Origin of the sequence: Sedimentibacter saalensis, assembly GCF_007830175.1 — a bacterium.
Lineage (GTDB): Bacteria > Bacillota > Clostridia > Tissierellales > Sedimentibacteraceae > Sedimentibacter > Sedimentibacter saalensis.
In genome coordinates, this window is record NZ_VLKH01000010.1 from 39,043 (window position 1) to 52,601 (window position 13,559).

A 13,559-nucleotide genomic window follows, 5' to 3' on the forward strand; every position below is an offset into this window, starting at 1 on the left:
TGACGCTGTCATCCTGAACGATAGTGAAGGATCTCATCCTTATTGAAAACATGAGATTCTTCGGGCCACGCCCTCAGAATGACAACGTCAAAAGTTACTTTATCATCAATCTGATGTGCTGTTACTCGGCATATTTTTTTTGCAGATATTCACTGCACATATTTTTAAGTTTATTTACTGCTTCAATATTCTCAGAGTTTGGTTTTCCTGCCATGTCTGCTCTTACAAGTTCCAGCATGTCGTCAAGTCTATGTTCTCCAACTGCATCAATGAATCTTTTTATTCCCTTTTCTTTGATTCCTGACACAATTTCCTTGATGTAATGATATCTGATAAGAGTTTTAACATCCATTATAAATTCATGGTCATAACCAAGCCTGTTAAGTATTTTCTCGCTTTCTTCAGCCGATTTTATGTGATGACCGTAAAAATGTCCTCTTCCCTTTTCATCCACAGTAAAGCAGTCCGGTTTTCCTATGTCGTGGAGAAGTGCAGCCATCCTCAGTTTCAAATTAGGTTTTATGCTGTCAAGAACCGCCATGGTGTGATCAAGCACATCCTTGTCATGGTAAGGAGTATGCTGTTCAAAGCCCTTAAGTTTTGAAAGTTCAGGAATTATGTTGTTTATTTCCCCGTTTTCAATAAGTTCATATATCCCGGCGGAAGGAACTTCCATCATTAAAATATTATTTAAAATATTTTTATACATTTTTTCTCCTTTTTTGAAACTTTTTCTAAATATTAAACGTCTAATAAAATGCGGCGTACAATGTTCGTCAATTTATAATACAATAAATTATATTATGTTTCAACATGATGTTTATAATGCTTTAAATTTGCCGCAAAATAGTATATAATGGTTTTATGAAGAACGGGAAGGTGATTAGATGAAAAGAACCATTTTAAAAACAACTGTAAGCTCTTTATTGATTTTTATTGCTGCTTTTTCCCTTGAAGCTTACGGTGTTGTTTATGAAGCTGACACTTATGAAAAATTGGAAAATGTTTTATTTGAACAAATGAGCAGATATAATCAAGACATAGAAATCAAGTATACAGGAAAAATTGATAACATTGAAGAAACTATCCAGGATGCAGTAGACAAAGATATCTATGTGAATTCAAACATTAAGTCAGCAAGCTGGACAATAACCGAATACCCTCATTCAAAAACCGCCAACATCAATGTGGAAATCAACTACATTATAACTGGATCAAAAAGACTTGAAGCTGACAAAAAAATAGACGTCATACTTTCAGAAATAATAGATCCTTCAATGAATGATCATGAAAAGGTTAAGTCTGTCCATGATTATATTGTGCAAAATGGCATGTATGACTCCACTTTTCAATATTATTCTGATTACGACCTGCTGATGGAAGGAAAATCCGTTTGCAACGGATATGCCCTGCTTGCATACAACATGATAGGAAAGCTTGGAATTCCTGTTAAGCTTGTATCAGGAACAGGGCATGGAGAACCACACATCTGGAACATGGTAAAGCTTGGTGAATACTGGTTCCACATGGACACCACATGGGATGATCCACTGCCTGACAATGGTGCAGTATCATACAGTTACTACATGCTTACAGACAACGAAATATTAAAAGACCATACAATAGATGAAACCCTGGTTTTGCCTCAAAGTTCAAAAAGATACTTTGATTATCTCACAGAGCTTGGTTATGACAAACTTCTGGCGGAAACCGGACTCGACATTTACATGGATGAAAACACCGCCAAGGATGAAAACGAGTTAAGAACCATACTGGAAAGAAAAATCAAGTATCATCCACTTAAAATTTCAGTGAGAGTGAGCAAGACTCTTTCCCAGGAAAGCCTCAATGCTGCCATGTCTAATTTGTTCCGTAACGATTTCATATCAGAAATTGGATATGGACAGCTTAACAGCGATTCAACCTGTGAATGCAACGTGCTTAATTTGTACCTGAAGTACAAGGAAACACCGGATAGAATTGCATTTGATTTTTCTGACAAGGTCTACAACACAGCAACAAAGGTAAACTTCAATGTTTATGCAATTTACGGAAACAGAAAAATAAACATTACAGACAATGTTCTCATATATCCTTATGATAAGGAAGGAATAAGTATATCAAACGGTACACTTTCATTTAAAGATTCAGGAAGCTACAACATAGATTTTGAATTCCAGGGAATTAAAGAAACAGCTTCAATATCAGCATTAAGTTCAAGTGCGTTTGAATACATAACAGACAAAAAAACAGAAAATCCTGTAAATGTGAAAATCTACAACCAATATATAGACTTCAGCTCAATAAGCCAATGGCCGTTCATTGAGAACGGAAGAACCATGGTTCCTTTAAGAGCAGTGTTTGAAGTGATGAACTGCAAGGTAAGCTGGGACACTGCAACATCAACAGCAGTTGTAGAAAAAGATGGCACTAAAATATTGATACCGGCAAACAGCAACACAGCATATATAAACGGAACTGCAAAGGCCCTGGACGTTCCGGCGAAGCTTGTTAACAACCGCATAATGGTTCCATTGAGATTCATAAGCGAAGCAATAGACAAGACAGTTATTTGGGACAATGCGGAACGAACCGTATTAATATATTAAGGAGGATATATGGGATTTATTAATTCATACAATCCTTTTGGGCTTATGTTCACTCTGTTTCCCATAATGTTCATAATAGTTTTCGGAGTGATCATATTTTCAATAGTAAAAAACATATCAGTAAACATGCACAACAACAAGCAGCCTGTAATACCTGTTGAAGCAAAAGTAGTGACAAAGAGATATAACGTATCAACACACCACCACAATTCAGCAGACAACAACATGCATCATTCAAGCAGCACATTTTATTATGTGACCTTTGAGCTGAACAACGGAGAAAGGCTTGAATTCCCTGTTCCATCATACGAATTCGGTATGCTGGTCGAAGGAGACAGCGGAACATTGTCATTCCAGGGAACAAGATTTGTAAGTTTCATAAGAATGTAACGGATAATATAAAGGTACAGCTTCCGCTGTACCTTTTATAATGTTTAGTTTGTTTTTATAATTAATAATAAAACTTTCATGTTATTACTTCTGACGAAATGCCATGGCAATTATATTGATATAAATATTCATCAGAATGTTATCCTGCTCCGTGCCATTCCCCTCGAATAAAAACGAGTAATCAGCAAGTGATGATAGTGGATGGATTGAACTGTTTGTAACAAGAACCACTTTTTTAATCTTATCCTTACCGGATATTATCCCATTTTTGTACACATTGTCCCCTAACCTGCAGTACTGTGTGTAGAAAACAATCGTGTTATCTTCAATGGAATTCAGCTCTTCATACTGGTAATTGGGATCCATAAATGCGCTGTTATCTATTCCGCGCAAAGTCAAATCCATCTGCAGCCTCCATACTCCCTGGGGTATGGGGCATCCTAAAAATACAACCTTCCTGCATGAATTTATGTCTTCCACTAATTTCTTGATTTGTTCCTTATCAATTGATTCATGTAAAGATGTTATTCTCTCCTGCAATGAGTTAATATAATAATCTATGCTGGACTCTGTGGTACTCCTTGCTGATTGCATAGGAATATAATTACCGTCAAACATGTAGTTGTCCTTTGTCTGACTGGCCAGCAGCGGCAGCTTTGAAACAGTCATGGGATACGCCATCATCCTGAAAAACCGATTTAACGTAGACAGCGAAACATTGCATAAGTCCGCTATTTCTGCAGATGTCATGGTATCCAGCAGCCTGTAGTTTTTTACAAGGCACTTTGCCACGCTGTGAAAAATGCTTTTGTGGTCATAAGTATTGTACATTTGTATAAGTCCCAGCAAGTTTATCATTGTATTCCTCCAGAAGAAATAACTCATTGAAGTTGTAAATTGATAACATTATATCATTTAATATATCAGATTTAAAGAAATTATTTGTTCATATAAGCTATTGCGTTTTGACCTGCCAATCTTCCGGAAGTATATGCAAATCCTAATGTTCCTCCTTCAAAATTCACATAGGATTTTCCATACATTCCGCCTGCATCTGCACCTGCAACATAAAGTCCCGGAATAGCAGTACCATTTCCGTCAACTGCTTCAATTTTTTCATTGATTGCAACGCCGCCTAATGTACTTAAATTACGCGCTACATACTTGACTGCATAGTATGGTCCTTTTTGTACAGGAATAAGCCTGTTTGTGTCGGAATAAAACATGTCATCTTTGCCTGACTTGATTGCAGTATTGGATTGTTCAACACTTTCAGTAAAAGTGCCTCCATCTATTCCCATGTTTTGTGCCAGTTCTTCCAATGTGTTTCCCTTGAAAACAACACCTGTGTTTAAAGCTGATTCCAGCAAAGGAGCGTAATCTTTTGGTGTATTTTCTTTTTCAATGAGCTCATCAGTATCATTAGGCTCATTAAACTCCATGTAGAAATTTCTGTTACCTTTAAACGTTCCAAAGTGATCTTCCACTGAAACGTAACCCTTTTCAGCAATCTGTTCCAATATGCCTGTATCCAGAACCAAGTACTCAGTTTGATTTGGCTGCATATGAACCTGCGCTCCGTGGGTTGCAAAATCAGTAACTGTTGTTTCATCACAATATCTTTGTCCAAGTTTGTTAACCCTTAAATGAGGATAAAAAGTAAAGTCCGTCAATGAAAAGAAATCATCTCCCACTGCACCGATTAAGGCTCCAAATTCTTCTCCTGTGAATGTCTCCCAAAAATAATGGGCTGTAGCTGTGCCGTATTCTGCTGCTCCGGCACTCCACGCCATTTTAATTCCATCACCTGTGCAGGAAGCCACTTCACCGATTGTATACTTGTCACCAAACTGTTCCTTAAGCATTTCCTGATTCCCGCCAAAACCGCCTGTTGCTATTATTACAGCCTTTGCATTCACCTTCAGTTTGCTTCCGTCTTCTTTTGTAGCAATGACTCCAGTAACCTTGCCGCTTGAATCTGTAAGCAGTTCAGTAGCCGGAGTAGAAAACATTACAGTTCCATTATTGCCTTCAAATTGCTTTATAAGCTTTGTGATGGCAGCTATGCCTCCTTCATTGTATCCGTGCAAAGTAGAAGGTCTTCCTACATTTGCAAAACTGAATCCGCTTCCTGCATCCACCAGGTTTAACTGCATACCGTTATCTATAAGCCAGTCAACTGTTTCACTGGATTCATCAATAATAGTTCGAACAAGTACAGAGTTCATATATCCTGCAGAAGCCTTCATATATTCATCAAAAATCCAGTTCTTATCTACAGTCTTTCCGGCTTGTTTCTGCAATGAGCTTTCAGCTGCAAACATTCCGCCTGCCAGTGTTCCTGCTCCCATTGGGCTTGCTGTTTTTTCAAGCAGCAACACACTGTCTGACCCTTCACTTGCAGCCAGTGCTGCAGAACTTCCTGCGGCTCCTGCTCCTATGACTACCACATCATAAGATACTTCTTCAACTTTGTCAGAAACTGCATTCACTTTTGCTGCCTTTAATGAATCCACATCTCCTCCTGCCTGCTTCACACAATCCTCCACTGCTGTTAAAATTGCCTGGCTTGTAATTGTGGCACCGCTGACAGTATCAATTGCCAAAGATTGATTTGACACTATCTTTTCAGGAATACTTTTTACAGGAGCGTCTGCTATTCCGGCAGTTTCCTTATGTTCAAGTATTTTTACCGCTTGAATTTTATCTCCTGTGAATGTTGCTTCTACTTTAACTTCACCATTTTTTCCGTTTGCACTTGCAGTGTAAGTTCCTGCCTTGTAAACAGACTTGCTCTCCTGTGACCCGCATGCAGCTAACGAAAGCACCATTACTATGCACAACAAAATCACACTGATTCTTCTCATTATTTTTTTCATTTAAGTCCTCCCTATAAATTAAAATGCACAAGCTATGCCTGCAGTGATAATTTTATCACAAATAATATGTGCATTTTATTCTAGGTAGGCATGTATTCGTCTGGTTCAGACTAATTTAATCTGATTCAGACATATTGTACTTTCATTATGTTCATATAAAGAGCTCAAAATAAATGAGCACCCTTTCGGGTGCCCATTATGTTTATTGATTCAATTTCCCTTTAAAACTTCAACAGCCTTCTGAAGCTGATTGTCTGTTTTGTAGAATTCGTATCCGTATCCTGCTGCGTCTTCCGGCAATACAGATTCTATGTCAGGCTCTATTCCTATTCCATGAATGTTAATTCCGTTTGGAGTGAAGTATTCTGAAACAGTCATTTTAATTCCTTCACCTTCATTGCCGAACCTTTGAACTCTTTGAACAATTCCTTTACCGAAAGATTTTGTTCCGATCAATGTTGCCCTCTTAGTATCCTTCAATGCTCCTGCCATGATTTCAGAAGCACTTGCACTTCCCTCATTGATAAGAAGAACTACCGGAATATCTTCAGCTTTTGAATCTGATTTGAAATATTCCATTTCTCCGGATTTTGTCTTTGTGTAAGTTACAACTCCTTCGCCCATGAACATATCGGATATTTCAACAGTGGCATCTATAATTCCTCCGGGGTTGTATCTTAAATCTATTACAAGGCTCTTCATTCCCTTGGACTTCAATTCCGCATAAGCTTTTTTGAAATCTTCGGCAGTCTGCATGTCAAAAGTTGTGATTCTTATGTATCCAATACCGTCTTCAAGCATTGCAGGCTTTATTGTCTTAATTCTTATTGTTTCCCTGTTTATGACAACATCAGAAACAGAATTGCTGCCGTCAGAATTTTCTCTTTGAATAGTCAGCGTCACGCTTGTTCCCGGCAAACCCTTCATAACATTAACAGCTGCATCAATTTGATCTGCAGTGTATTCAGTGCCGTTAATTCTTATTACCTTATCACCTGTTTTTAATCCTGCCTTCTCTGCAGGTGTGTCTTCAATGGGTGCAACAATCAGTATTTTATTGTCATCACTTGCTGTTATGTAAACACCTATTCCTTCATATGATCCTTCTGTGTCCTGCATCAATGCAGCAAAGTCTTCCTTTGATAAATACTGTGTGTAAGGATCTCCCAATGCTGCAAGCGTCCCTTCCAGTGCTCCTTCCAGCATTACTTTCTCATCAGCCTCATATAAGAAATCGCTTTTGGCAAGTTCCATGACACTTTCCTGTTTTGCATACTTGTCATACATATCCTTCATTTCGGTGTATGCTTCATCTGATAAAACCACCTTCTGTCCGATTTCAACCAGGAATACATTGCCCAGCGTCAAAGTCAAAAAAGCAGTAATAAAAACAACCACGATAATCGTAAGAATATATTTTTTTCTAGATACCATATACTCACTCCCGACAATTAATGTTAAGCCACATTTAGCGCTTATACTTATTTATATGCCGCTTTGTACTATTTTATAATATATAATTGGTACATTTGCGATAATAACATACAGCTGTTATTATAACATAGTTTAAAAATAAATAAAATAATATTTTATCTTCATTATATTATAGCACTAAAAAACACTTAGGGTTTATTATCAGTCCTTAAGTGTTTTTTATAGTTAGTTCGAATAATTTGAAACTACGAAGTAACAATTTCGCACTTTTATTACTCTAAAAACTTATATTCAAATCTTTCGTTAAAATTCCCATTTAAACAGTAATGTACAGTATTAAGATTCTTTGAGTAGACCATTGAGACAGCAGTAATCCATTCTCCGTTTCTTTGACTTACAGTATCAAGCATGCTAAATGCTGTTTCGACATTTACTTGCTTTGCTTTTTCTAATAAACTTGTTATAGTTTTAAACCTAATACAATCACATTCACTATTCTCATTTAGATTATCCCATAATGAGGAATTCGTCATGACAAAAAATTGTGATGATTTTGCCGGATTGTATATATTACCACGACCAGGTTCTACTACCCAGACATTTGCACTGGAATCACAAATCATATTATGACTGCTACAGTTCGGAGTATTAACAACTTCAATGTTATTTAAATACTCGCCTAATTTTTCAACACAAATAACATCATTGAGAATATCTTCAATCAGTTTGGTTGTATGAGTAACTTTTTTGCTTGCTCGCTTGTACAAGCCTTTACCATTTGAATTAACAACAAGATTGTTGAAAAATCTTCCCAGTCTATCTACTCCAAATGATGGATAACTTCCACGTCCACCATCAACTAGCACTGTAAACCATTTAGGATTTTTGGTATCAATAGTATACCTCATTCCATTGTTATCAAAGTTCATTCCAATAATTATATCTTGTCCTCTGTGAATAAAACTTGTACACATGATTAAAAACTCACCCTTATAATGTTATTTTGTTGTTGAACGTAATTCTGCATTACTGAATTGCTTTTTATTATAACTTATTTATACCTAATTGACAAATTTTAATATCTTCATGTACATATATTGCGGGAGTGATCAATAATAAAAATTAAATCCGGTACTACAGTAAGGATTTTGTTTTATTAAACTCTTCCTTTATTTCATCTATTAAGTTTTCTGTTTCAATCAAATCAAATACAGTTGCAGCCAGTATTTTTGAAGCACTGATTATTGCATCATGACCTCTGCTTGTCTTTCCATCGTTCAGGAATTCCTGTGAATGGGATGAAGCGCTTTCATCAACAAAGGCAATCCTTATAACAGCTCCAGGCAGCAAATAAGTAACATTTCCAAAATCCGTAGATCCAGTTTTCTCTCTTGCAGGCTTTATTGAAGGTGCATTGATAAGCTCCGCATTTTTCATAATCACATCGTTAAGAATGTATGAAGGTACTTTGCTTTCAAGTCTTTTTTCTGATACAAGATCATAAGTTGTTTCAGTCATAAGGGCAGCGCCTTGAACAATCTTGCTGAATCGTTCTTTAACTTCATCCAAATATTTCGAACTGTAGGATCTCAGGCTGAAAGAACCCACAGCTGTCTTAGGCACAACATTGGCTGCTCCTCCTGCATCCAGTACTGTATAGTGCATTCTGGTATCTTCCGACACATGTTCCCTTAAGAATTCCACTGCCTGGAATGTCAGCAGTAAAGCATCCAGCGCACTTCTGCCTTGCTCTGGTCTTAAGGCTGCATGTGAGCTGGTTCCGTGGAATATGACCCTGATGCTTTCTGCAGCCAATGATTTTACATCTACCTGGGTCAATGGACCCCCATGCATCATGAGGGCAACATCCAGTTCTTTAATAAAACCTTCCTTAAGCATTATTATTTTTCCGCCTCCGCCTTCTTCAGCCGGAGTTCCGTAAACAGTAAGCTTAAAAGGTTTATTGCTGCATAAATCTTTAACGGCAACGGCAGCTCCAAGTATTGCAGGTCCCTGCATGTGGTGGCCGCATCCGTGACCCATGGGCAAGGCGTCGTACTCACAAAGAAGTCCAATGTTTGGACCTCCTTGTCCGTTTTCATATACTGCTTTGAAAGCGGTATTGAGACTTCCCAATCCTCTTTCAACCATAAAACCTTCTTCTTCCAGATAATCCTCAAGAACCTTGCTTGCTTTTACTTCATTAAAAGACAATTCAGGGTTATCAAAAATATAATCTGCTATTTCAATTAATTTTCCTTTTTGAGCATTTATGCTATCAAATAATTTTTCTTTCATTTAAACTCCTTAAATTGGACCTAAATTAATGATCTGAGCTCCTAACATCAGGACACTGCCTGTTGCAACCCAAATCAGGAACAGCTTCCACATGAACTTCATCCATCTGTCGTAAGGGATGTTGGATGCACCTAATATTCCCATAAGAGCCGTTGATGTGGGCAGAATATAATTACAGAATCCATCACCAAAATTGAAGGCAAGTATTGATGTCTGCCTTGTCATTCCAATCATGTCAGCTAATGGAATAAATATAGGCATTACAGCTGCAGCCTGTCCGCTTCCTGAAGTGATGAACATGTTGATTATTATGTTTGCTATATATATGAACGGGCCCTGCAAATATTTTGGAATCGAACCCAATGCCTGTGCGAAGGCGTGTATAGTTGAATCCATTATCAAACCTGCAGTGAGCACATTAGATACACTTCTTGCAAGCCCTATTATCAAGGCAGCACCAATCATTCTCTTGGAACCGTTTACAAAACACTTTGCAATTTTGCTGGGACCATATCCCGCTGCTATTCCGGCTATTATTGCCATCCATATAAATGCAGCTGCTGTTTCTTCTAAATCCCATTCAAGCTTAATTCCTCCGTAAACTATAACTCCTAAAACAGCAAATAATGTAAGTATTACCATCCACTTTCTTGTGGTCATGGGCTCATCAAAACTATCAGCATTGCCCTGTATGCTTTCTTGTTTGTCTAAATCATACATTGGGCTCTGTTCAGGATTTAGTCTTATTTTCTTTGCATATCTCACCAGGTATATATTGGTTATGATAAAGAACACCACAAAGCTCACTGTCCTGTATCCTATTCCGGAGTACAACGGCACTTCAGCTATCTTCTGAGCAACTATTGTTGTGCTCACATTAAGCGTTCCGGTTGAAAAGCCTACAGCACCTCCAAGAAGAATAATACCTGCACCCACAATAGAATCAAAACCAAACCCTCTTGCAATCATTACCATTATAGGTGCAAATCCAATGAATGTATTAACACCCTGAGTAGTGCAGATTAAAGCAAAAACCAGTGTCAATGCAGGTATGAAAACAGACTCCTTAGTTGAATACTTTTTTGCAAACATTGCTATTAATGACTGCAATGCACCTGAAGTGGTTATTACATCAAAAGCAGCACCGGAAAATAGTATAACGAAAATTAGATTTGCAGTTTTAATGTAACCTTCAACAGCAAATTGCGGTATTTTTAAGGGGTTTACAGGTGAGCTTTCAACGTATTCGAAAGTGTTTGGGTCTATCACTTTCATTCCTTGAGCATTTTCAACCCTTGCATATTGTCCTGCCGGTATAATCCAGGTCATAGCTACGGCAAAAATAACTACGAGTGCTACAATTACCAATGAGTGCGGCATCTTAAAGCTGCCTTTTTTAATTTTTTCCAATATAACAACTCCTTTTTTAATGTTTTAGCTAAGCTACCGACAGTCTATAATGGAAAAAAATTTTTGTAAATGTTTTCAATATTATAGCATCTATTACTTTTACTTATTTAGCAGCAATGTTTTGATAGATTCAACAATGTTCATGAAATTTGGTATCTGGCTGCTATTTTTCGTATAAGCTATGACAAGCTCAGAAGGTGTTTTTTCCTGCTTTATATTCAAGTACATTACATTTGCAGCATTCATGTTGTCAGCGTAGCTTTCCCTGTTGAAGCCGACTCCCAAGTTTCTTGAAACCATAGATATTATAGTTTCTATGTTTCTAATTTCAATAATTTTCTTAGGTTTGAATTTTTCGCTTTTAAACAACAATTCACATATATCCCTTAAACTTTGACCTTTATGTGGAAGTATCAGTATTTCATCTTTAATGTCCTCTATGTCTATCCACGGGTACTTGTCTGCTTCATTCCAGTTTGTCCTGCTTCTCAAGCTGCTTAAGCTGTTGATTGCAACGAGAATCTTATCTTCTTTAATGCGTTCGTACACAAGGTTAGGCTTTCTTTCAAGGCATGTATAGATAATTAAATCTAACCTGTTTTCTTCTATCATTTTTTCTAATGTGAATATTACTCCCTCATAGAAAACTATTTCGATATTCGGGTGTGTCTGTTTAAAAAGACATATTATGTCAGCAACAATAAATGGAGATCTCCTTGCCTGAACTCCTATTCTTATCCTTCCGTTGACACCTTTTTCAAACAGGCTTAGTTCCAGGTTGAACTCATTCTGAAGCTTGAGCATAGCTTTTGCTTTCTCCACATACCTTTCCCCAATATATGTCAGGACAAATTTGTTATTTACCTTTGCAAACAACTGTACCCCTAAGTTCTGTTCCAAGTTGCTGATATAAGTGCTAAGAGCAGGCTGTGTTATAAAAAGCTGATCAGCGGCCTTAGAAATGTTTCCGGTTTCAGCTAGAGTACAGACATATGTCTGTTCCTTCAAATACATTTTACCACCTCCTTGTAAATTGATATTATAATATAAACTTATAGCTTGTATAAATTAAAATTATATTCAAAATTCAGCATAATAATTATGACCATAAATATCGATTTATTTAATATTGCACACTTCAGTATACCATAAGAACGCAAAATACGTCTATTATTAATTAAATTTTTCTTAGTTCTCCATGGGTATAAATTGAATATTGTTTCATGAATAAATTATTAAACAAAGTCTATTAGTAATTTTTTTATAAAAAAATGTAAAGCCAGCTTGACATAGCATAATTTATCTGTTATTATAGATGTAAAGTTAACTTTACAAAACGTGCTCATGCATGTAAAGCACGCTTTACCTGGAGGTGATACAATTGAAAAACCGGTTAGAAGAAATAAGAAATGAAAAAGGGATAAATCAGGAAGATTTGGCCAAAGCATTGTCGGTATCCCGGCAGACAATAAGTTCATTGGAAAACGGACGATACAATCCATCTATTTTGCTTGCTTTCAAAATAGCAAAATATTTTTCAATGGCTATAGAAGATATTTTTATTTTTGAGGAGGATTATAATGAATAAAATTAAAAACAGAACAATTTATTTTGGATTCATCATGATTTTGGGCATATCACTATTTGCTGCATCTGAAATTTTCGGATTGCTGGACACATATTGGAGCGGTATGGGAGTTGGTTTTATAGTAATATCAATCGTAAGGCTGACTCAATTACATCGTTATAAAAATGATGACAGCTATGCTGAAAAAATGAATGTACAAAACAATGATGAAAGAAACAGATTCCTAGCTGAAAAAGCTAGAAGCATGACATTTTATTATTCAATTTTGATTGAAGCAATTGCAATTATTGTCTTGAGGATTTTAAAATTTCCAGAAGCAAGTACAATAATTGGGTATGCCGTATGCGTTCAGTTATTAATTTACTATGTAAGCTATTTGTGGCTTAAGAAAAAATATTGATATTATAAGAGGTAAAATACTGATATTTGTAAGTATTTTACCTCTTGCCATGCATGTGAAAGATGTTACCAGCAAATTTAAAACTTACATATCAAAATATAAAATAATTATTATGAAGCAGAAAATAATTATTACGAAACTATTGAAATTATCACGACTTTGTAATATAATCTATTAGTCGTGGGCCATTAGCTCAGGGGATAGAGTGGCAGACTTCGAATCTGTTCGTAATAACTTGATTCACCGTTTTAAGTAACCATAATGGCCTTGCAATAACAGGTTTTCAACTCATTTTATTTTTATGAATTCTATGTATGAATAAAAAGTGGTTACTGTTTGGTTACTATTAATAAAAATTTGTATTATTTTCAATAAATTTACCGTTAATATATTATTTAAATAAATTAAAGTATTAAAACTTTGTAGTATAATCTAAAAGTAATAATAAATCATGGACCATTAGCTCAGTGGATAGAGTGCCGGACTTCGAATCCGTGTGCCGGGGGTTCGAATCCCTCATGGTTCACCAAAACAAATGCCTTGCAATAATC

The 13,559-nt window shown here is 36.4% G+C and carries 12 protein-coding genes and 1 tRNA gene; 5 read left to right on the forward strand and 8 right to left on the reverse strand.

What is annotated here, in order from left to right; all coding sequences use genetic code 11:
• Nucleotides 1–121 precede the first annotated feature (121 nt).
• Nucleotides 122–709 (reverse strand): HD domain-containing protein, encoded by a 588-nt coding sequence (locus LY60_RS14445; protein ID WP_145085391.1) that lies wholly within the window; start codon nucleotides 707–709, stop codon nucleotides 122–124.
• A gap of 178 nt (nucleotides 710–887) precedes the next feature.
• On the opposite strand from LY60_RS14445, the gene LY60_RS14450 reads away from it, so the two are divergent.
• Nucleotides 888–2,609, forward strand: coding sequence for a stalk domain-containing protein (locus LY60_RS14450; protein ID WP_145085394.1), 1,722 nt, complete (start codon nucleotides 888–890; stop codon nucleotides 2,607–2,609).
• A gap of 9 nt (nucleotides 2,610–2,618) precedes the next feature.
• Nucleotides 2,619–2,999, forward strand: a complete 381-nt coding sequence (locus LY60_RS14455; protein WP_145085397.1) for a DUF2500 domain-containing protein — start codon at nucleotides 2,619–2,621, stop codon at nucleotides 2,997–2,999.
• Nucleotides 3,000–3,083: 84 nt separating this feature from the next.
• Here the strand turns inward: LY60_RS14455 and LY60_RS14460 are convergent, their stop codons facing one another.
• From LY60_RS14460 to LY60_RS14490, 7 genes are all read right to left on the reverse strand, one after another.
• Complete coding sequence (locus tag LY60_RS14460; RefSeq protein WP_145085400.1) at nucleotides 3,084–3,857, reverse strand: MurR/RpiR family transcriptional regulator; 774 nt, start codon at nucleotides 3,855–3,857, stop codon at nucleotides 3,084–3,086.
• Between the two features lie 80 nt (nucleotides 3,858–3,937).
• Nucleotides 3,938–5,878 carry an FAD-dependent oxidoreductase gene (locus LY60_RS14465; protein ID WP_145085403.1) on the reverse strand — a complete coding sequence of 647 codons (1,941 nt, stop codon included), beginning with the start codon at nucleotides 5,876–5,878 and terminating at the stop codon, nucleotides 3,938–3,940.
• Between the two features lie 210 nt (nucleotides 5,879–6,088).
• Entirely contained in the window at nucleotides 6,089–7,312 is a 1,224-nt protein-coding gene (locus LY60_RS14470; RefSeq protein ID WP_145085406.1) for a S41 family peptidase, read from the reverse strand.
• 272 nt (nucleotides 7,313–7,584) lie between these two features.
• Entirely contained in the window at nucleotides 7,585–8,241 is a 657-nt protein-coding gene (locus LY60_RS14475) for a hypothetical protein (RefSeq protein ID WP_246145507.1), read from the reverse strand.
• A 205-nt stretch (nucleotides 8,242–8,446) separates the two neighbouring features.
• The gene (locus tag LY60_RS14480; RefSeq protein WP_145085412.1) at nucleotides 8,447–9,610 is read right to left on the reverse strand and encodes a M20 family metallopeptidase; all 1,164 of its coding nucleotides are present in this window, start codon (nucleotides 9,608–9,610) and stop codon (nucleotides 8,447–8,449) included.
• 9 nt (nucleotides 9,611–9,619) lie between these two features.
• Nucleotides 9,620–10,990 carry a YfcC family protein gene (locus LY60_RS14485; protein ID WP_145085671.1) on the reverse strand — a complete coding sequence of 457 codons (1,371 nt, stop codon included), beginning with the start codon at nucleotides 10,988–10,990 and terminating at the stop codon, nucleotides 9,620–9,622.
• Nucleotides 10,991–11,119: 129 nt separating this feature from the next.
• Complete coding sequence (locus tag LY60_RS14490) at nucleotides 11,120–12,034, reverse strand: LysR family transcriptional regulator (protein ID WP_145085415.1); 915 nt, start codon at nucleotides 12,032–12,034, stop codon at nucleotides 11,120–11,122.
• A gap of 367 nt (nucleotides 12,035–12,401) precedes the next feature.
• On the opposite strand from LY60_RS14490, the gene LY60_RS14495 reads away from it, so the two are divergent.
• The 3 genes from LY60_RS14495 to LY60_RS14505 all read left to right on the forward strand — a co-directional run bounded on the left by LY60_RS14495 (nucleotide 12,402) and on the right by LY60_RS14505 (nucleotide 13,537).
• On the forward strand, nucleotides 12,402–12,608 hold the full coding sequence (locus LY60_RS14495) for a helix-turn-helix transcriptional regulator (RefSeq protein WP_145085418.1): 207 nt from the start codon (nucleotides 12,402–12,404) through the stop codon (nucleotides 12,606–12,608).
• Nucleotides 12,601–13,008, forward strand: a complete 408-nt coding sequence (locus LY60_RS14500; RefSeq protein ID WP_145085421.1) for a DUF2178 domain-containing protein — start codon at nucleotides 12,601–12,603, stop codon at nucleotides 13,006–13,008. Before LY60_RS14495 ends, LY60_RS14500 begins: the two co-directional genes overlap by 8 nt.
• Nucleotides 13,009–13,461: 453 nt before the next feature.
• Nucleotides 13,462–13,537 (forward strand) — tRNA-Arg (locus LY60_RS14505).
• Nucleotides 13,538–13,559: the final 22 nt, after the last annotated feature.

Excerpts from the sequence above, each read along its gene's own strand:
- LY60_RS14445 (WP_145085391.1), bottom strand. The coding sequence starts at position 709 with ATGTATAAAAATATTTTAAATAATATTTTAATGATGGAAGTTCCTTCC.
- LY60_RS14450 (WP_145085394.1), top strand. The coding sequence starts at position 888 with ATGAAAAGAACCATTTTAAAAACAACTGTAAGCTCTTTATTGATTTTT.
- LY60_RS14455 (WP_145085397.1), top strand. The coding sequence starts at position 2,619 with ATGGGATTTATTAATTCATACAATCCTTTTGGGCTTATGTTCACTCTG.
- LY60_RS14460 (WP_145085400.1), bottom strand. The coding sequence starts at position 3,857 with ATGATAAACTTGCTGGGACTTATACAAATGTACAATACTTATGACCAC.
- LY60_RS14465 (WP_145085403.1), bottom strand. The coding sequence starts at position 5,878 with ATGAAAAAAATAATGAGAAGAATCAGTGTGATTTTGTTGTGCATAGTA.
- LY60_RS14470 (WP_145085406.1), bottom strand. The coding sequence starts at position 7,312 with ATGGTATCTAGAAAAAAATATATTCTTACGATTATCGTGGTTGTTTTT.
- LY60_RS14475 (WP_246145507.1), bottom strand. The coding sequence starts at position 8,241 with ATGAACTTTGATAACAATGGAATGAGGTATACTATTGATACCAAAAAT.
- LY60_RS14480 (WP_145085412.1), bottom strand. The coding sequence starts at position 9,610 with ATGAAAGAAAAATTATTTGATAGCATAAATGCTCAAAAAGGAAAATTA.
- LY60_RS14485 (WP_145085671.1), bottom strand. The coding sequence starts at position 10,990 with ATGCCGCACTCATTGGTAATTGTAGCACTCGTAGTTATTTTTGCCGTA.
- LY60_RS14490 (WP_145085415.1), bottom strand. The coding sequence starts at position 12,034 with ATGTATTTGAAGGAACAGACATATGTCTGTACTCTAGCTGAAACCGGA.
- LY60_RS14500 (WP_145085421.1), top strand. The coding sequence starts at position 12,601 with ATGAATAAAATTAAAAACAGAACAATTTATTTTGGATTCATCATGATT.